Below are 18,083 nucleotides of genomic sequence, written 5' to 3'. Positions count from 1 at the left end.
CTTAAAAGTCAAATTCGATTTTGATGGCTTCGATTTCTTCGATTGTGTCGGCGGCGGCGATTTTTTCAGCTAATGCCTGACGGCGTCCGGCAACTTCTGCGCTCAATTCCTGATACTCTTTTGCTTTACGCAGAACAGCAGCTTTTAGGTCGTCTGAACCGATTCCACGAGCGGCGGCGATGCGATCGATTACTGGCGTCGGTGCAGACGGATTTTTTTCCCACTCACGGGCTTCGGCAGCTTGGTCTACCCAGCTCTGCACTTCAAAGGCGGGTAGATCATTCATGCCGCTTTTTTCGTTGACTATGGATTGGGCGTGTTGATTAAGGCGAGACAAGGTAATGGATTTTGCGGCGGCGAGCTTAGCCTCTTCTGCTTCGGCTTTTTTATCTTGGTTTTCTATCCATTTTTCACCGTCCCATTCGCAGTATTCGGATGCTGGTTCAAGCATCGTCAATTCGTCTGAAAGCCTGCCTACTTTGTCGACAATGACGGCAATGCCATCGGCTTTGCGGTACGCTGCTTTGCCGCGATGGTCGTCAATAATTTCCCAGTCCGAGCCGTTCCATCGGGCGGCGTGTCCGGCTGAAATTTTGGGTGGCGATGTGTCAATACAGCCGGCGGGAATAAGGTAACTACCGTCGCGGGCGTAGATGTCCAGTTCGGCATTGACTTGACCAATATAAATATTTTCCGCATCAAGCTGACAGACGGGTTTAGTCCATTTGATGTTTTGGCTCATTTCTTTTTCCTTTTCCATAAGGTCGTCTGAACTACGTTTCGGTTTTTCAGACGACCTTTTCAAATTAAATCTTGATGATGTATTTCATAGCCACGTTCATCGGGCGTGTTTCCACACCGCCTGCGGCGTCGGTCGTTCCTTCTGTATCAACGGAAACAAGCGATGAATTCTGACCCCTGTCGGTATCGGCTCGCCGTTGCAGTCCGATGCCGTGGGTATGGCTGCGGAACTCGTCCGCCTGCCAACTGCCCAAGACGCGACCGGCGTCCCGACCGCGACCGGCGTCCCAGCCGCGGATAAATTCGCCGCGCAGGTCAGGCAGGTTGAATGTGGTGCTGCCGTCGCCCGCTCCGTAGCGCGTACCGATGACGGCAAACAGCGTAGCGTAGGTCTGACGGGATACCGCTGCGCCGTGGCATTCAAGCCAGCCATAAGGGACGGCTTCGCCCGCCAAAGCTACAACTGTGCCGCTTGGTGCCGAGATGTTGACAAATGTTTGGTCAACTTTTGCCACCAGACCGGGTACGTCCCAGCCGATGGATATTCGATGCTTAGACCCGCTCGAAGATGGCAGTACCTCGATTGTTTCTGCTTTGACTTTTGACAGGGCATACGATGACGGCACGGTGTTGGTGCCAGTGTGTTCGGGATTTTGGGAGATGCTCCGCTGTAAGAGCAGTGGCGAATTGTCGTATTCGATGACTCCATTGTTTTTTAAAGCCAGTGCTTTATTACTGTTTCGGTTGCGTAAAAAAACCTGATCCGCGTCGGAGTCGATATAGATATATTTGTTGGCGGCGTAAAGTGCAGGCGAGGCTGCCACGGTAATGCCTTTTGTAAACACGGTATTGCCGCCGAATGTTTTGTCGCCGTTGATGGTTTGATTACCGGCAACCTTTACGGTGTCGGTGTTTTCGCTGATTTTTTTATCGACGGCTTTGAGACGGATGTTTAAATTGTTTGTCCTGTTGGCGAGTGCCTGCAAAGGCTGGTTTATTGGGGCATCCGCGCCGCCAATGACTTTGTCGCCCGGCTCGACCAGATAAACATTTTGTGTGAATTCGTTTTTTTCGATTGCGTTTGCCATAATTTTCCTTAAGCTGCGCCAAAGTTGTATTCGCCATTAAATTCGATTTCGCCGTTCCAATAGATGGCGTTACTCCGGTAATCCATCTCAACCAAGCGGCAACGGAGCGGCGCGATTTGCTCTAGCCATTTCTTTATCTTTTCGGCCTCGCTGTTTGTAATCGGACGGCTTAGTTTGATTTTGTATTCGGCCCAGTCGCCTTCTTGGCCACCGAAAACGAATGTCCCGTCAAAATAGGCGGTTCCATCCCAATACAGACTGCCGTAGTTTTCAATTATCTCGATGTCGCCATATCCTAAATCTTTGAATAATTGTCGTATTACGGACGGCGTCCCTTTTCTTTCGTGGATTTTGATGTATTCGGCGACAATTCGCCGACGGGCGGCTTCGGTTTCGGCAATATCCCAGCCTTCATCGCTGCCGATTGAGTTTTCCCAAGCCAGCCAAGGCAGCCATTCTGGTGGGCAGTCAACTGGGCGGCGGGTTCGTGCGATTTCATTCAAGTCAAATAATTGCGCCAGTTCCGCTGATGTCAGTTTTGATAGCGCGTGTTGCAATTCGGTGCTGCTGCTTGGTTTTATGCTTTCTGTCATGTCATATTCTCCAAGCTGATTTCGCTGATTTCGATGTATTCTCCGTCGCTACAATTTATGTCTTCTAACGGTGATGCCATTTCGATTTTTTTAACGCCGTCGGTATCCAGCGCACCGATGATTTTTGACAATGCGATGCTTGCACCTAATCTGCTATTTTTTTCCAGCATTTTTTTTAAGTCATCAAGCTGCTTGTCTTTTACCAATGTCAAATCCGGACCCGATTCGTATCTAATCCTTGCGGTAATTCTGATCGCCTTCGGGCGACCGGCTTTAACTTTTACGGTATCGCATAAGGGGCGGCGGGTCTCCGCGCTCAAATAATCCTGCGCAGCCTGCAAAATTTCAGCTGATGGCACGCCGTCCGCCGCCTTGATAAAGACGCAGACCGTACCTGCAACCTCTCGGACGGCTCGCGCGTCGATGATTTTCGGATGGGCGTCTAATGCATGGGCTTCGTAGGCGGCACGCGGACCGGCGGCGGCGAGTTTTTCCGGGTAAAGTTGCACGCGGCGGCGCAGGTCGTCGTCGGTTTCGTAAAGCGCTTCGACGGGAGGCAGGGCAGTTGGGTCGGCTTGGCGCACTATTTTTCTTGTTATCCCCTTCGCGGCGGCAAGGTGGTCTAAATCGCTACCTTGGGCAAATGCCAGCAGCGTCGATGCTGCCGCTTGGTTGATGCGCTGCCGAAGTATCATTTCTTGGTAGGCTTGCTGTTGCAGGTCTATTGTCAGCGGCTCTGATTCCAGCGACAGGGTTGCTGCAATGGTTTCTCGGACGGATGATGGGACAAGCTCAAGCAGTGCTGTTTTTTTGCGCTCGAAAATCGTTTCAAAATCTAATTCTTCGATGACTTTCGGAGCGGGAAGGCGGGTTAAATCGATTTCGGCCATTGTCTTTACTCTATTTTGAATATTTGCTCTGTCCCATCTTCAAGGGCGGTATGTATGGCTACTTTCAGACGACCTTCAGCGGCGGCCTGTACGTCAAATTGGATTTGGCTGATTTTGATTCGTGGCTCCCATGTTGCGATGGCAGTTACTATTGCTTGATGGCTTACGGCAATAACGGCAGGGGTCATCGGCATATCTATCAATTCAGGGAGCAGGCTGCCGTAATCTTCTCGCATTACACGGGTTCCGATGCGGGTGAAGAGAATGTTTTTGATTGATTGGGCAATGTGTGTTTTTAATCCGATCAAGCGTCCTGTTTTGTCGTCGGTCATTGCGGCTGTCCTGTCGTTCCGCCACTGTCTCCCTTATGGGTATGGGTGGTCAGGTTTATTCCGTTGCTGATGATGCTGCCCGATTGTTGACGAATTGTTCCGTTAATAACGGCTGCCGTTCCACCTTCGCCCCCGTTGCCTGACATACCGCCTTGGTATGTGAGCAGCCCTTTCACATTTAGCGCGCCTTCAATATCGGTTACTGGGCTATCAATAGTCAGATGTTTTGTGTGTACCGTTGCAGATTTTTCGGCAGTTATGTCTGCGGTTTGTATTCCGCTGATTTTTAAATGGCGGCGAACGTGGTCGTAGTTGAATTCCGCACCATCTGGGAACCTGACGACGGTTTCATTTGGGTTTTGTGATGGTGCTGGGTATTGGGTGCTGTCGATACCACATAAGACGGTACCGTTTTCTGTTTCACCGCTTGGCGATAAGATGAGGCAGGCTTCGCCGATGCTTGGCAAACGCCAAATTGATACGCCACCGGCAGCAGGGGTCTGATATTTGAGCCAGTCCGTCAATAATCCGCCATGTTGTACTCGGATACGGTTTGACACTGGGTCAACCTCTTGCACGGTGCCAATTTTTATAAGGTTTTCTAATTGACGGGCTGTCATGGGATTATGCTGTCTCCGATTTTTATATTTTCTGCTGCCGCCTTACTGGCAAACATGGCTCTTCTTGCAAACCTCCAGCCATTTTCGTTTTGCAATTCGAGATCAACGAACCACAATCCGCAGAAAAATAATGGTCGGCTTTTGATTTTCAGTATGGTGCAAGGTTCTTTAAACATGATGCCTTATCAAATTTGGAAAAGCCGCCGTTGATGGGCGCAACGGCGGCTTTTTGGTAGTGCCGTCTTTCCGGCTGTCATGCTTACAACTTTCCAAGGAGTATCACTTCAGATGACAGGCTTATTTTACAAGTCCCAAAAATACGGGCAAGCGACGGCTGTTCTGTGTGTGTTTTTTAAGTTTCGATACGGCAAAATGTAAAAGGTCGTCTGAATTGTTATCAGGCGACCTCTTTTCGTTTTAGATGTTTTATTTGTTATCTAATATGTTACTTTTCTATTTTGAAAAATATTTTGTTTTTAAATCATGATGTTTTTATTTAATCTTAATCCCTTCCTCTCTGCCAGATTTTAAAAAGCCCGTCTTAATCAAGACGGGCTTTTTTCTTGCCTTCAATTCAGGCGGCAAGCTGCTTCAGTCTCTCTTTTAAAAAGAAATTACTTTTATTCTCAATTTGTTATACGTTTTGTTTCCATCTATACAAATCAGTTTTGCAGGTGTATCCTTCACTCCGTTATATACATTCATAAAAAATCCATCTTTAAAAAGGTCGTCTGAATACGCCGACCTGACACAAATCCAAGGATACTGCCATGACTGATTTTACCGTATGGGAAACCGCGCCGTTTGGTGCAACCATCGACCATATCCTGCAACGCTACCATGATGTGCACCGCGGGCAATTTGAAGAGCTGGTTCCGTTGGCTCAAAAAGTCGCGGAAGTTCATGCCGACAGTTTTCCGGTTGAAGTGCCGGAGTTGCTTGCCTATATGCAAAACGAACTGTTGATGCATATGATGAAGGAAGAGCGAATGCTGTTTCCAATGATCAAACAAGGCGTCGGCCGCGGAGCGGCAATGCCGATTAATGTAATGATGCACGAGCATGAGGAACACGACCAAGCCGTAGCCAAGCTGCTTGAGTTGACTAATAATCTGACCGTTCCCGAAAACGCTTGCGGAAGTTGGACGCGCCTGTATACATTGGCACGCGAAATGGTGGACGATTTGACCAACCATATCCATTTGGAAAATGAAATCCTGTTCCCGCGCGTATTGGCTTCTTAAAAATAAAGCTGGTCCAAAGGTCGTCTGAAAATTGTTTTTCAGACGACCTTAATGTTTTGCCAGTATGCAAAGAGGCTGTTTTCTGTTAGAAGAAATTACCATTTCCCTGTCAAACCGATGCGTAGGGTACGGCCCGGGGCGGGCATATAGGAGCGGCTCATGGGGTCGAGGTAATAGCGGTCGGTCAGGTTGCTGCCCGTTAGCTCTGCGCTGAAATGTTTGTTGAATTTGTAACGCACATAGGCATCCACGACAGTAACGGGCTGCCAGTTGGCGTTGCCGTTGTCGCTGTTGAAAGCTTTGCTGTTTGCGCCGTCACGTTGCAGGTAGTATTCGCGCCAGCGGGCGGACGGCTGTTGTTTGTCTTCAACGCGGCTGTGGAAGGTCAGGCGCGAACCGATTTCGAGTTTTTCGTTTAGGAACCTGCCGCCGAGGTTGGCAACGACCGACCAGCGCGGCTGGATGCGGTTGATCAGCCAACCGCTGGCGAAACCGCCGTTTTGACAGTAAGGTACGGGGAAGGTGCGGCCGTGCGAGACGTATTGGTCTACATCATATTGCTGCTCGATGGCGCGGCGGTCGCAGACTTCGTTTTTCATGTTGCGCACGACGGAAAGGTCGCCGAATACTCTGCCGTTGTCGAAGCGGGTTTGGAGTTCCAGTCCGCTGATGACTTGTTTGTCGTAATTGCTGATTTGCCAGGTGGCATAGTTGCGGTCGATGACGTTGTGGGTTTTGTTGTGGAAGTAGGTCAGCCGCACGTCCGCGTAACGCATTTTGGGCAGCAGGCGGGTGAAGTCGTGGCTGAGGGAGATTTCCCAGTTTTTGGCATGTTCGGGTTTGAGCGGGTTCAGGAGTCTGCCAAACGGGACGCTGAAACCTTTGGCGATGCTGTGGTTGCCGAAGCCGAATGTGCCTTCATACATGCTGGGGAAGCGTTTGAATTCGGTATAACGGGCGAACAGGCGGGTGTTGTCGCCGAGCTGGACGGTGGCGGAGAACATGGGAGCGAAGGCATGGCCGCGTTTGTTCCACATTTTGCGCAGTTCTTCTTCGGTCAGATGCCGGTATTCGATAGCGGGATTGTTGACATCGGTTGTTACGGCGGCAGCATAACGTTTTTCAACTTTGCCTGTGGCAGGGTTGATGCCGGTTTCATTTAAGAAATTGAGTGCGCCTGTCCGGACGGGGTTTTCTTCGGGATGCGAACGCCGCCAGTAGATACAGTTTCCATTTGCTTCGTTTTCGGTGCAGTTGGGTATTGATTTCCAGCCGCTGCTTAGATCTTCCGCTTCCATAAAACGGTTGCGCAGCTCTGTCAGTTTTTCGGGTTCTTCCGGAAGTTGGGGGTGATTATCTTGCCAGCGTTGTGTTTCTTCGGGTCGGTTATCTAATGCCCAGAGATATTCGGGAACGGGCAGGCTGTTTATCCAATTCCAAAAACGCTTGTCGTAGGCATCATATTCGGCTTTCGCCCGTATGGTCGCAGGGTCTTGGTCGTAAGCTTTTTGCGCGGCGTGATATTGGTCGGACAATTCTCGGTAGGCTCGGTATTCTTCAGGCGTGGCAAGCCGGCTCTGCAGATAGACGAAATCCCTGCTGTTGTCCGACAGTACGTCGAATTTGTTTTCTCTCTCCAACCATGTGCGATTTTTGTCGATGTATTCTCGGAGGAAGTTGTCGGTTTGGTGGTAGTCGGTGTAGCGGCCGCCTGCGTTCAGAGTCAGCCAGGAAGTGGGCTGATATTTGAAGTTGAAGCCAAGGTTCCATTCGTCGCGTTTGCCTTTACGCGGCATGGTCAGGGCGAAGTTGGAATTTAAGGTGGTCTCAGGGTCTTCCCAGAACAATTTTTGGGATTCTTCTTCGGGCAATGCAAGTATCCAACTGGTATCGCTGCTGCCTTTGAGTTTTTCGCGCTGGTAGTCGCCCATCAGGGTCAGTTCCAATTTATCGGATAATTTCATTTTATTGGACAGGTTGATGCCCAGGCGGTTGTTTTTGGCGCGGTAGGCGGCGGCATTAAAAACGTTGAAACGGTTGTTGGTATTGGGCGGCAGTTTGTCCCATTCGGGTTCTTTACCTTTGTAATACCAGTCTTCGGCGTATTTTTCGTTGAATATTTTGTCGAGAAACAGGGTGGATGCGGGATAGCCGCCGGTGGAATTGGTTTGCGAATTGTTAAACGTCCCCCAAATCCCCGCCTTCAAATCTATCCAGCGGTTGTTTTCGGGTTTCCATGTGTAGTCGAGGTTGACGGCGGTCTGTTTCACCCATGCCTGCGGCCATTCTGCCATCAGCGTGCCTTTGGTGAGCTTGCTCATGTCGGTTTGGGCGGAACCGTCCGGTTTGAGCATGCTGCCGCCGATGTTGCCGAACAGGATGCTGTACGGCATGATTTCGCCGAAACGGGCGTGGGTGCGGCGTATGCCGAGCTGTATTTTTTGATTGTCGGGCAATTTGAGCGTGCCTTTTGCCAGCCACGAACGCATATTTAGGGAGGTGTTGGCCACTTCGCCGGACGGATGGTAATACGAACCGATGTTGGCGGTATATTCCTGGATATCCGTAACTTTTTTAGTAAATTCTTCCTCGGTCATAGAGCTGGCATTGGGGAGGTAGCCGTAGCGTTCCGCCCCCTTGCTGCCGGTAAAATAATTGCCTTTGTCCCGCCATGCGTAGGCAATCAAGCCATCAAACACTTCGCCGCGCATACCGGCAGAAATGCGGAACGCGTTGTCTTTAAACAATTTGCCACGCCCGCCGAAACGCTGTTTCTGGCGGTCACTGTCGTCCAGCATAATCGCCCAGTCCATACGGTCGAAGGAGTAGGGACTCGGGTAGCGGCGGTAGTCTTTGTTCCATGATGCAGCATGGGCGTATTCGCGCTGTTTGATGCTGTTGTTGCCGGTTTCCATTTTGACTTCCATGCCGAATTTTTGGTCTTTCGGCACAACGTCATCAATTTCCAGCGTTTTCATGCTGACCGAGCCGCCTATACCGGTGCGGATGTCACGGTTTGTCGATGCGCCTTTTTCCACATACACGCTGCTGACGAGATTCGGGTCGATGTAGTTGCGGTTGGATACGCCTTCAAAACCGCGCCATACGCTGATGGCTTGTTCCGTACCGTCTAACGTTACCGGCACTTTGCCTTCGCCTTGAATGCCGCGTATGTTGGGGTCGAGCGCGCCGCTGTTGCGCGCGTCGCCGCTGTAAACTCCCGCCATGCCGCCGATTAAATCGGCTACGCTGCTGCCGCGGTAGGTTTCGATTTCCTGCTTGCCTTTGTACATATTGCTGATGTCACGGCTGTAGACTTGGGTGTAGCCGCTTTTATCCCGGTTGCGATGGGCTTTGACGGTAATGGTATCCATCTGCACGCTTTGGGTGGGGGTAGTATTTTCCGCCCATAACGGCGTATGCCACAGCATACTCAAGAATAAAACCAATATTTTGGGCGTAGAGGGGAATTCGACGGATTTGACAGGTTTCATGATGGATTTTCCTTTGTTCGCAACAGCTTGAAAATAGGCGAAATCTGAAATGCTTCCAGATGGCATCGGAAAATAAAACGCGAACCGAATGTAATGGGGTTGCAGCCAATTGATTAAACGGTTTGTTCGGACCGTTAATATGGATGCGCTTGCTTCACGAAAGGGAAGGGCATTTTGATAAAACAAAGGAAAATATCCGTAGGTTACCGATTGTGTGGAAAGGAACGGCGGAAAAAATGCTTTGTTTCTTTAGAGCTGCAAAATAACATAAATTGATTATGATTACTATTTATATAACAATTTTAACTAAAACCCGATAATGTGTAAACAGATGCCAAACAATACAACTTTGGCATTTGGGTACCTCGGAAAATCATATTTTTGAGTTTGGACGGGCAAGGGTTGTATTGGATTTCGTAAAAAGTTTGCTGAGTTTGAAGTTGATTGAATGATGGCTTGAAGTTGATTTGCCGACATAGAAAGGTCGTCTGAAAATCCCGATTTCAGGTTTTCAGACGACCTTTGGTATGGGGCGGTCAAGGCAGTTTGGGTCTGACTTTGACGCTCAAGGGCAAGTGGTCGGAGAGGCGTTGCCAGTTTTTGCCGTTGTGGATTTGGGAGTCTAGGATTTCCAAGTTGCGGGTATAGACGCGGTCGAGGCTGAGGACGGGCAGGCGGGCGGGGAAGGTTTTGGGGCGTTTGCCGTTGCTGTCCACGAATACTTCGTTCAAGTTCAAGGCGTTGCCTAAGGACAGGGCGGATTTTTGCCGCCAGTCGTTGAAGTCGCCGGCGAGAATCAGCGGGCTTTGCGGGTCGATGTGATGCACGACGTATTCGAAGATGGCGCGGTATTGTTTGGCGCGGTCGGGTTCACGCAGGTTGAGGTGGGCGCACAGGCAGACGAGCGGGGTTTCCCAGCCTTCAGGCAGGACTTCGCAATGGAGTACGCCGCGCTGTTCGAGTTTGTTGACGCTGATGTTGAGGTTGTGGCGGGTTTCCAGCGGCAGGCGGCTGAGGATGGCGTTGCCGTGGTGGCGTTGCGGGTAAACGGCGTTTTTGCCGTAGCTGCGGTTGTAGGAGAGGCGGTCGCCGAGGATGTCGTAATGCGGTTTTTCGGGAAAATCGGGCAGCCTGCTGCTGCGGGTCAGGTGTTGACCTTGCACTTCCTGTAAAAACAGGACATCCGAGCCTATGCCGCGCAGCTCTTCCGCCATGCTGTCCACTTGGACTTTGCGGTTGAGCGCGGACATGCCTTTGTGCATATTGTATGAGGTGATGGTAATCGGGCGGGGGGACATGATGTGTAACCGTAGTGTGTGAGTAGTTTGTCGTTGTATTAATAGTATAACACTGCAAGTGTTTGGTTTCAGTAAAGATTTGATGGTTGAACGGCTGCTTGAAGGTAAAACGTCGTCTGAAAGGTTTCAGACGACGTTTGAGGGGGAAACGCGCAGAAAACGATTTATTTTATGAACTCGTCCATGCCGTCTTCACAGCGGATTTTTTGTTCAGACAGCGTGGCTTTGAGCAGGGCGTCGTTTTGCGGCAGGGCGTCGCGTTCGGCTTCGTGGTGCCAGAGGTGGTAGGCGATGCCGGCGAATTTGAGGTTGTGGCGTTTCATGCCGTTATGGAAGAGGCGGGCGACGAACTCGCTGTCTTCGCGTCCCCAGCCGACAAAGCGGTTGTCGAAGCCGTTGACGGCCAGCGCATCGCTGCGGAAAAAGCCCATATTGCAGGTTTTGATGCCCTTGTGTTTGCGGCTGCTTTGTCTGCCGATCAGGGTGGACAGGCTGCGGCAGCGCAGGGCGGAGAGGCGTTTTTCTATGCCTTGGCTGAACGCGGACAAATCGGGCAATTCGCCGGAATCTAAAATTTCCTGGGTGCGGCTTTGGGTCAGGATAACGCGCGAACCCTGTATCAGCCTGCCTTTGCGTGCGAGCTTGAGGTGGTCGGCGATGAAGGACGGGTCGAGTATCATGTCGCCGTCGATAAGGATGATGTAGTCGCTTTTTGCCTGCGCCAGCGCGCGGTTGCGCGATTCGGCGGCGCGGAAGCCGTCGTCCGGCCGCCAAGAATGTTTGACGGGGATGTCGGTGTGGCTGCGGATGAACTCGACAACTTCGGCAGTGTCTTGGCGTGAACCGTCGTCGGCGACGATGATTTCGTCGGGCAGGCGGGTTTGCGCGAGTGCGGATTTCAAAACCAGCTCCAGCGCGTCGGGACGGTTGTAGGTGGTTACAATCAGGGTGACGCTGATATTGCGGTTGCGCTCGTAAAGTTTGACATATTTGTAGTACGAACCTTGGGCATTGGCGATGGAAATGGTCAAGCCGTCCGCGCCGTAGGCGAAGCCGCGTTTGAGCAGGTAGTTTTTGACAAACGATACGCTGCCGTGCAACAGGGCTTTGAAGGGCGAGCTGTCTTTTTTGTAGCGGTTTTCTTCGGCGTAGAGCGAGCTGTATTGCTGCATTTTTTGAATCAGCCCTTCGGCATTTTCGAAGGAATAGTGTTTCAGACGACCTTCGAGCGGACGGACGTTTGCATCGGGCGGCAAAATCAGCGATTCATGCACCTGACGGTCGGAAAAACGGGTAAAACGGCGGTGGTAAAGGCGCGGGATAATGTCGGGATACCAGCCGCAGGCTTTGATCAGGCGGCCGTTGTAGTGGTTCAGGCGCGAGAGCGAGAAGATGTTTTGTTCTTTGTTTTCCGCCACGGCTTTGCGGATGGCGGCAATCAGTTCTCCGTCTGCCACTTCGTCGCTGTCTATGCTGAAGATCCAATTGTTTTGCGCGAGGCGGGCGGCAAGGTTTTTCATCGGGCCGAAGCCGATGAAGTCGTATTTGTAATAACTGACGTTGGTGAAGCGTTCGGCGATTTCAAAGGTGCGGTCGGTCGAGCCGTTGTCGAGCAGCAAAACTTCGTCGAAGTCTTGAAGCGCGGTCAAGACTTCGTGCAGATAGCGTTCCGAGTTTTTGACCAACATGGCTGCTGTGGCGGGAATTTTCGGGTTCATGATGAGGTCGTCTGAAAAGGGGTCGTCTGAAAAATCAAAATCGGGAAATCAAGGCAGTTCGGCAATGGCGGCGGTCAGTTCTTCGTGGCAAGCGTGTATTTTAACCGATATACCGCTACAATACGCATTTCCTTTTTTCAGACGACCTTCTCCGATATGCAGCTTATCCTTGCTCCTATGCAGGGGCTGGTGGACGATGTGATGCGCGATTTGCTGACCCGTATCGGCGGCTACGACGAATGCGTCAGCGAGTTCGTCCGCATTACCCACACCGTCCATTCCCGTTCCACCTGGCTCAAATACGCCCCCGAAATCGCCAACGGCAACAAGACCCCCGCCGGCACGCCCTGTGCCGTCCAGCTTTTGGGCAGCGATGCCGACAATATGGCGGTCAACGCCTTGGAAGCCGTCCGTTTCGGCGCGGACAAAATCGACCTCAATTTCGGTTGTCCCGCGCCGACGGTCAACAAACACAAAGGCGGCGCGGTCCTGCTCAAAGAGCCGGACCTCATCCACCATATCGTCAAAACCCTGCGCCAACGCCTGCCCGAACACATCCCGCTCACAGGCAAAATGCGGCTCGGCTACGAAGACAAAAGCCTCGCGCTCGAATGCGCCGCCGCCATCGCCGAAGGCGGAGCCTGCGCCCTGACCGTACACGCCCGCACCAAAGTCGAAGGCTACGAACCGCCCGCGCATTGGGAATGGATACGCAAAATCCGCGAACACGTCGCCATCCCCGTAACCGCCAACGGCGACGTGTTCAGCCTCAAAGACTATATCGGCATTAAAGAGATGACGGGCTGCAACAGCGTCATGCTCGGCCGCGGCGCCGTCATCCGCCCCGATTTGGCGCGCCAAATCAAACAATACGAAAACGGCGAAGCCGTCCGCGATACCGATTTCGCCGAAGTTTCGGTGTGGATAAACCAATTTTTCCATTTGTGTCTCGCCAAAGAAGCGAACAACAAATACCCCGTCGCCCGCCTGAAACAATGGCTGGGCATGATGAAGAAAGAATTTGGAGAAGCGCAGGAATTGTTTGACGCGGTAAGGGCGGTCAAAGACGCGGAGGAAGTCGCGCGGATTTTGGCTGCGTTTGAAGACAAGATGAATGCCTGATAATGATGAGGTCGTCTGAAACCAGATTTTCAGACGACCTTTTTGTATGAAACATCAGAATTTGTCATCAGGTCAGCGCGTGCTTTGTAGGATGCTTGCATCGACGTCCTGAATATTGCGATAGCCGGTAAACGCCATGGATATGTCCATTTCCTTATACAGGATTTCCAGCGCGCGGGTAACGCCTTCTTCGCCGTATGCGCCCAAGCCGTAGAGGAACGCGCGGCCTATCATCGTGCCTTTCGCGCCCAAAGCCCATGCTTTGAGGATGTCCTGACCGCTGCGGATACCACTGTCCATCCAGACTTCGATGTCGCTGCCGACTGCGCTGACGATGTCGGGCAAGGCTTTGATGGCGGATATGGTGTCGTCAAGCTGGCGGCCGCCGTGGTTGGAAACGACCAATGCGTCCGCGCCGCTTTTCGCTGCTTTTTCCGCATCTTCAGGTTCCATAATGCCTTTGATAATCAGCTTGCCGCCCCATAAGTCTTTAATGCGGGCGACGTCGTCCCAGCTCAGGCGCGGGTCGAATTGTTCGGAAGTCCATGAAGACAGCGAAGACAAATCGCCGACATTTTTAGCGTGTCCGACAATATTGCGGAACGTGCGGCGTTCCGTGTTCAGCATTTTCATGCACCATTCGGGCTTGGTCGCCAGATTGATTAAATTGGCGATGGTCGGTTTCGGCGGTGCGGACAGACCGTTTTTGATGTCTTTGTGGCGTTGGCCCAAAACCTGCAAATCGGCGGTTAACACCAACGCCGAACATTTGGCATCCTTCGCACGCTTAATCAGGTTTTCCATAAACTCGCGGTCGCGCATCACATAAAGCTGAAACCAAAACGGCGCGCTGGTGTTCTCGGCAACATCTTCAATCGAGCAGATGGACATGGTGGACAGCGTAAAAGGAATGCCGAACTTCTCCGCCGCCCGCGCCGCCAAGATTTCGCCGTCGGCGTGCGCCATACCGGTAAAGCCCGTCGGCGCAATCGCCACCGGCATTTTCACATCCTGACCGATCATTTTGGTTTCCAAGCTTCTGCCTTCCATATTGACCAATACCTTTTGTCGGAAGCGGATGTCTTTGAAATCCGAAGTGTTTTCGCGGTAGGTAGTTTCCGTCCAAGAACCTGAATCGATGTAATCGTAAAACATGCGCGGCATCTTGCGCTTGGCGACAAGGCGCAGGTCTTCGATACAGGTCATTTTGCTCAAATCGCGTTTCATTGTTGATTGCCTCTGTTAAGGGGTTGCTTATGGCTTGGGTCGTCTGAAACGGGTAGGGCGGTTTCAGACGACCTTTTGCAATACCATAATGATTTAGTATGAATTAGATAATCTATATCAATCGCAATTATAAAGCAAATGGTTTTAACCCCGCCTAAAGCAGGGTAATAGCACTTTTCAGACGACCTCGGATTCAAGTTTCAGATAAAAAAAGAGAAATCTTCAGGCAGATAAAAATCCATTCGCCCAGCCATTTAAACAAACAATCGGAAGACGCCCGAATATACTTGACTGAATCACTCAGATATTAGACAATCGCACCACTATAAAAAAGCCGACACAGGCACCTACCATGAGACTGACCACAAAAGGGCGTTTTGCCGTTACCGCCATGATCGATTTGGCGATGAACGCGCAAACCGGCGCTGTCAAACTCAGCGCCATCAGCGAACGCCAAAGCATTTCGCTTTCCTATCTCGAACAACTATTCAGCAAACTGCGGCGCGCCGGGCTGGTCGAAAGCCTGCGCGGCCCCGGCGGCGGCTACATCCTCGCCGCCCCTCCCGCACAAATCAATATCGCCCAAATCATTTCCGCCGCCGAAGACAAGCTGGACGCCACCCAATGCAGCAGCAAAGCCAACTGCCACCACGGTGCGCCTTGCCTGACGCACGACCTTTGGGAAAACCTGAACAAAACCATCAACGATTACCTCAGCAGCGTTACCCTGCAAAGCATCATCGAACAGAAAAATAGCGATGACGGCAGCCAAGTCATCCAATTTACACATATCCATTAAGTACATTACAGAAAAAGAAAGAGCAAACCATGACCGTCAAAACCCCCGTTTATCTCGACTACGCCGCCACCACCCCCGTTGACAAACGCGTTGCCGAAAAAATGACTCCCTACTTAACCGAAACCTTCGGCAACCCCGCTTCCAACAGCCATGCATTCGGTTGGGAAGCGGAAGAAGCCGTCGAAAAAGCCCGCGCCGACATCGCCGCCCTGATTAACGCCGATCCCAAAGAAATCGTCTTCACCAGCGGCGCGACCGAGTCCGACAACCTCGCCATCAAAGGCGCGGCAAACTTCTACAAAACCAAAGGCAAACACCTCATTACCGTCAAAACCGAACACAAAGCCGTGCTCGATACCATGCGCGAACTCGAACGCCAAGGTTTTGAAGTCACCTACCTCGGCGTGCAGGAAAACGGCCTGATTGATTTGGAAGAACTCAAAGCCGCCATCCGCGACGACACCATCCTGATTTCCGTAATGTGGGTGAACAACGAAATCGGCGTAGTGCAAGACATTCCCGCCATCGGCGAAATTTGCCGCGAACGCAAAATTATCTTCCATGTCGATGCCGCCCAAGCCTGCGGTAAAGTGCCTGTTGACGTTGAAGCCGCTAAAATCGACCTGTTGTCCATGTCCGGCCACAAAGTGTACGGCCCCAAAGGCATCGGCGCACTGTACGTCCGCCGCAAACCCCGCGTCCGCCTCGAAGCCCAAATGCACGGCGGAGGCCACGAACGCGGCTTCCGCAGCGGCACCTTGCCGACCCACCAAATCGTCGGCATGGGCGAAGCCTTCCGCATCGCCAAAGAAGAACTCGAGCAAGACATGGCGCACTACCGCAAACTGCGCGACATCTTCCTCAAAGGCATCGAAGGCATCGAAGAAGTCTATATCAACGGCGACCTCGAACACCGCGCCCCGAACAACCTGAACGTCAGCTTCAACTTCGTCGAAGGCGAAAGCCTGATTATGGCAGTGAAAGAACTCGCCGTATCCAGCGGCTCCGCCTGCACCTCCGCCTCGCTCGAACCCAGCTACGTCCTGCGCGCGCTCGGCCGCAACGACGAACTGGCGCACTCATCCCTGCGCATCACCTTCGGCCGCATGACCACCGAAGAAGAAGTGCAGTTTGCAGCAGAACTGATCAAATCCAAAATCGGCAAACTGCGCGAACTGTCGCCGCTGTGGGAAATGTTCAAAGACGGGATTGATTTGAACTCGATTGAATGGGCGGCGCATTAAATTGGCTTGTAAATAGAGCAATGAAACGTGAACACAGGTGTTCACGTTTCGAAGCCATATAACTTATGAAATATATGGAAAAAAATTTACGGTTTCAACGCAAAAATGCTTCTTCCAATGCATCCGTAGGTAGAGAATTTGAAGTCTGGGCTGAACAATATTTTGCTCAAGCAGAAGGATTAGATTTAACGAGAAACTTCAAATTAAGTATTGGTGCGGGAGAAGTAAAAAAAGAACATAATTTTGATTTGGGCTGTGATTACGATGCTAAAAAAATACTAGTTGAATGCAAATCACATACATGGACGGATAGTGGTAAGGTACCAAGTGCAAAACTGACTGTTTGGAATGAGGCAATGTTATATTTTTTACTTGCTCCAAGTGAATATCGAAAAATAATGTTTGTGCAAAAAGATTTTAATTCCAAACTTAAAAAAACTTTAGCCCAGTATTATCTACAGCGGTATTCTCATCTTATCCCTGAAGATGTTGAACTTTGGGAATATGATGTAGTTAGTCATAAACCAACTAGATTGCGCTAAATACCCAATCTATATTTACATCTTAAAAGTAAAAATGCAGCAAATGTGGGGAAGCCCAACAAATCCGTTAAACCACCCGAAACGTTAGGTTTGGCAACTTAACCCGCATATTAAAAACAAAAAAGGTCGTCTGAAAACCCTAAAAGACCTTTTCAGACGACCTAAAAGCCACCACATTAAAATCTAGGATACGAAACCATGAACGAACAAGAACTTGACCTCGATAATCTCGACAACCTGCTTGAAGATTTTGACGGCGTTACCGTGGAAGGCGGCGTCGATTCGGAAAACGATGACGGCTGCGAAGGCGGCGCGTGCAAAATTTGAATTTCAGGTCGTCTGAAAAACGGCAAACAAACCACTTAAACCATCAAAAAACATTAAGGAAACCACATCATGGCATACAGCGATAAAGTAATCGATCACTACGAAAACCCCCGCAATGTCGGTACTTTCGATAAAAACGACGAGTCTGTCGGCACCGGTATGGTCGGCGCGCCTGCTTGCGGCGACGTTATGCGCCTGCAAATCAAAGTCAACGACGAAGGCATCATCGAAGACGCTAAATTCAAAACTTACGGCTGCGGATCCGCCATCGCTTCGTCCAGCCTGATTACCGAGTGGGTCAAAGGCAAAAGCCTGGATGACGCGCTGGCAATCAAAAACAGCGAAATCGCCGAAGAACTGGAACTGCCGCCGGTAAAAATCCACTGCTCCATCTTGGCTGAAGATGCGGTAAAAGCGGCTGTTGCCGACTATCGCAAACGTCAGGAAAACAAATAATCCGATTAGTGGGTGCTTTGTCGGCAGGCATTCATAGGATTTCTGAAAGTCTTAGAGTTTTCAGGAAAAGCAAACCCGACGGTTTGTTCCCCTCTTAAACAGACAGGGTGAATTGAGGACACAGAAACTTAATCGTTTTGAAGTTGTCGCCAAATTTGGGACTGCCTGCCAATCTATCCCCTCTCCCCGCGGGAGAGGGTTGGGGAGAGGGCGATAAGCCACAGGCTTATATTTAGTCGATATCCCTGCAAAATCAAAAGAGGCGGCATGCCTTTTCTCGTGAAGAAGAGGGTAAGGACACAGAAACTTAATCCTTTTGAAGTTGTCGCCAAATTTGGGACTGCCTGC

At 51.0% G+C, this 18,083-nt stretch carries 17 protein-coding genes; 7 read left to right on the top strand and 10 right to left on the bottom strand.

The features are described 5' to 3' along the window. Nucleotide 1: 1 nt before the first annotated feature. The 6 genes from HMPREF3050_RS03180 to HMPREF3050_RS03155 form a co-directional block, all read right to left on the bottom strand. A complete protein-coding gene (locus HMPREF3050_RS03180; RefSeq protein WP_070773467.1) occupies nt 2-742 on the bottom strand; it encodes a hypothetical protein in 741 nt (246 codons plus the stop codon). 64 nt (nt 743-806) lie between these two features. Continuing rightward, nucleotides 807-1,829, bottom strand: a complete 1,023-nt coding sequence (locus HMPREF3050_RS03175; RefSeq protein WP_070773418.1) for a phage tail protein — start codon at nt 1,827-1,829, stop codon at nt 807-809. Between the two features lie 8 nt (nt 1,830-1,837). Then, nucleotides 1,838-2,422 (bottom strand): phage tail protein I, encoded by a 585-nt coding sequence (locus HMPREF3050_RS03170; RefSeq protein WP_070773417.1) that lies wholly within the window; start codon nt 2,420-2,422, stop codon nt 1,838-1,840. Then, entirely contained in the window at nt 2,419-3,312 is an 894-nt protein-coding gene (locus HMPREF3050_RS03165) for a baseplate assembly protein (RefSeq protein WP_070773416.1), read from the bottom strand. Before HMPREF3050_RS03165 ends, HMPREF3050_RS03170 begins: the two co-directional genes overlap by 4 nt. 5 nt (nt 3,313-3,317) lie before the next feature. Beyond that, a complete protein-coding gene (locus HMPREF3050_RS03160) occupies nt 3,318-3,644 on the bottom strand; it encodes a GPW/gp25 family protein (protein WP_045074507.1) in 327 nt (108 codons plus the stop codon). Continuing rightward, complete coding sequence (locus HMPREF3050_RS03155) at nt 3,641-4,264, bottom strand: phage baseplate assembly protein V (RefSeq protein WP_070773415.1); 624 nt, start codon at nt 4,262-4,264, stop codon at nt 3,641-3,643. Before HMPREF3050_RS03155 ends, HMPREF3050_RS03160 begins: the two co-directional genes overlap by 4 nt. A gap of 770 nt (nt 4,265-5,034) precedes the next feature. Between HMPREF3050_RS03155 and dnrN the strand changes: the two genes are divergently transcribed. Beyond that, nucleotides 5,035-5,508 carry an iron-sulfur cluster repair protein DnrN gene (gene dnrN, locus HMPREF3050_RS03145; RefSeq protein WP_070773413.1) on the top strand — a complete coding sequence of 158 codons (474 nt, stop codon included), beginning with the start codon at nt 5,035-5,037 and terminating at the stop codon, nt 5,506-5,508. A 95-nt stretch (nt 5,509-5,603) separates the two neighbouring features. On the opposite strand, the gene HMPREF3050_RS03140 is transcribed toward dnrN, so the two are convergent. From HMPREF3050_RS03140 to HMPREF3050_RS03130, 3 genes are all read right to left on the bottom strand, one after another. Beyond that, nucleotides 5,604-9,002, bottom strand: a complete 3,399-nt coding sequence (locus HMPREF3050_RS03140) for a TonB-dependent receptor domain-containing protein (protein ID WP_246830212.1) — start codon at nt 9,000-9,002, stop codon at nt 5,604-5,606. Between the two features lie 536 nt (nt 9,003-9,538). Then, the gene (locus tag HMPREF3050_RS03135; RefSeq protein WP_070679833.1) at nt 9,539-10,300 is read right to left on the bottom strand and encodes an endonuclease/exonuclease/phosphatase family protein; all 762 of its coding nucleotides are present in this window, start codon (nt 10,298-10,300) and stop codon (nt 9,539-9,541) included. A gap of 164 nt (nt 10,301-10,464) precedes the next feature. Next, a complete protein-coding gene (locus HMPREF3050_RS03130) occupies nt 10,465-12,018 on the bottom strand; it encodes a glycosyltransferase family 2 protein (protein ID WP_070773411.1) in 1,554 nt (517 codons plus the stop codon). Between the two features lie 156 nt (nt 12,019-12,174). On the opposite strand from HMPREF3050_RS03130, the gene HMPREF3050_RS03125 reads away from it, so the two are divergent. Further along, nucleotides 12,175-13,140: a tRNA dihydrouridine synthase gene (locus HMPREF3050_RS03125; protein ID WP_039405537.1), complete on the top strand. Its 966-nt coding sequence runs from the start codon at nt 12,175-12,177 to the stop codon at nt 13,138-13,140. 72 nt (nt 13,141-13,212) lie between these two features. Here HMPREF3050_RS03125 and HMPREF3050_RS03120 read toward each other — a convergent pair whose 3' ends face one another. Continuing rightward, a complete protein-coding gene (locus tag HMPREF3050_RS03120; protein ID WP_070773410.1) occupies nt 13,213-14,367 on the bottom strand; it encodes an alpha-hydroxy acid oxidase in 1,155 nt (384 codons plus the stop codon). Nucleotides 14,368-14,719: 352 nt separating this feature from the next. Here HMPREF3050_RS03120 and iscR point away from each other — a divergent pair, with 352 nt between their 5' ends. The 5 genes from iscR to iscU all read left to right on the top strand — a co-directional run bounded on the left by iscR (nt 14,720) and on the right by iscU (nt 17,735). Beyond that, entirely contained in the window at nt 14,720-15,166 is a 447-nt protein-coding gene (gene iscR / locus HMPREF3050_RS03115; protein ID WP_003757728.1) for a Fe-S cluster assembly transcriptional regulator IscR, read from the top strand. A 29-nt stretch (nt 15,167-15,195) separates the two neighbouring features. Continuing rightward, nucleotides 15,196-16,410 carry an IscS subfamily cysteine desulfurase gene (locus HMPREF3050_RS03110; RefSeq protein WP_070773409.1) on the top strand — a complete coding sequence of 405 codons (1,215 nt, stop codon included), beginning with the start codon at nt 15,196-15,198 and terminating at the stop codon, nt 16,408-16,410. A gap of 65 nt (nt 16,411-16,475) precedes the next feature. Continuing rightward, nucleotides 16,476-16,952: a hypothetical protein gene (locus tag HMPREF3050_RS03105; protein ID WP_246830211.1), complete on the top strand. Its 477-nt coding sequence runs from the start codon at nt 16,476-16,478 to the stop codon at nt 16,950-16,952. Nucleotides 16,953-17,150: 198 nt separating this feature from the next. After that, nucleotides 17,151-17,279 (top strand): hypothetical protein, encoded by a 129-nt coding sequence (locus tag HMPREF3050_RS15105; protein ID WP_003712319.1) that lies wholly within the window; start codon nt 17,151-17,153, stop codon nt 17,277-17,279. Between the two features lie 69 nt (nt 17,280-17,348). Further along, nucleotides 17,349-17,735 (top strand): Fe-S cluster assembly scaffold IscU, encoded by a 387-nt coding sequence (gene iscU, locus HMPREF3050_RS03100; RefSeq protein ID WP_003674559.1) that lies wholly within the window; start codon nt 17,349-17,351, stop codon nt 17,733-17,735. Nucleotides 17,736-18,083: the final 348 nt, after the last annotated feature.

This window comes from Neisseria sp. HMSC065D04 (assembly GCF_001815675.1).
In the GTDB taxonomy this organism is placed as follows: domain Bacteria; phylum Pseudomonadota; class Gammaproteobacteria; order Burkholderiales; family Neisseriaceae; genus Neisseria.
Note: the sequence above shows the minus strand (reverse complement) of the source record. Positions and strands in the feature narration are given on the sequence as shown.

Coding starts and splice junctions, on each gene's coding strand:
- HMPREF3050_RS03180 (WP_070773467.1), bottom strand. CDS start 742: ATGAGCCAAAACATCAAATGGACTAAACCCGTCTGTCAGCTTGATGCG.
- HMPREF3050_RS03175 (WP_070773418.1), bottom strand. CDS start 1,829: ATGGCAAACGCAATCGAAAAAAACGAATTCACACAAAATGTTTATCTG.
- HMPREF3050_RS03170 (WP_070773417.1), bottom strand. CDS start 2,422: ATGACAGAAAGCATAAAACCAAGCAGCAGCACCGAATTGCAACACGCG.
- HMPREF3050_RS03165 (WP_070773416.1), bottom strand. CDS start 3,312: ATGGCCGAAATCGATTTAACCCGCCTTCCCGCTCCGAAAGTCATCGAA.
- HMPREF3050_RS03160 (WP_045074507.1), bottom strand. CDS start 3,644: ATGACCGACGACAAAACAGGACGCTTGATCGGATTAAAAACACACATT.
- HMPREF3050_RS03155 (WP_070773415.1), bottom strand. CDS start 4,264: ATGACAGCCCGTCAATTAGAAAACCTTATAAAAATTGGCACCGTGCAA.
- dnrN (WP_070773413.1), top strand. CDS start 5,035: ATGACTGATTTTACCGTATGGGAAACCGCGCCGTTTGGTGCAACCATC.
- HMPREF3050_RS03140 (WP_246830212.1), bottom strand. CDS start 9,002: ATGAAACCTGTCAAATCCGTCGAATTCCCCTCTACGCCCAAAATATTG.
- HMPREF3050_RS03135 (WP_070679833.1), bottom strand. CDS start 10,300: ATGTCCCCCCGCCCGATTACCATCACCTCATACAATATGCACAAAGGC.
- HMPREF3050_RS03130 (WP_070773411.1), bottom strand. CDS start 12,018: ATGAACCCGAAAATTCCCGCCACAGCAGCCATGTTGGTCAAAAACTCG.
- HMPREF3050_RS03125 (WP_039405537.1), top strand. CDS start 12,175: ATGCAGCTTATCCTTGCTCCTATGCAGGGGCTGGTGGACGATGTGATG.
- HMPREF3050_RS03120 (WP_070773410.1), bottom strand. CDS start 14,367: ATGAAACGCGATTTGAGCAAAATGACCTGTATCGAAGACCTGCGCCTT.
- iscR (WP_003757728.1), top strand. CDS start 14,720: ATGAGACTGACCACAAAAGGGCGTTTTGCCGTTACCGCCATGATCGAT.
- HMPREF3050_RS03110 (WP_070773409.1), top strand. CDS start 15,196: ATGACCGTCAAAACCCCCGTTTATCTCGACTACGCCGCCACCACCCCC.
- HMPREF3050_RS03105 (WP_246830211.1), top strand. CDS start 16,476: ATGAAATATATGGAAAAAAATTTACGGTTTCAACGCAAAAATGCTTCT.
- HMPREF3050_RS15105 (WP_003712319.1), top strand. CDS start 17,151: ATGAACGAACAAGAACTTGACCTCGATAATCTCGACAACCTGCTTGAA.
- iscU (WP_003674559.1), top strand. CDS start 17,349: ATGGCATACAGCGATAAAGTAATCGATCACTACGAAAACCCCCGCAAT.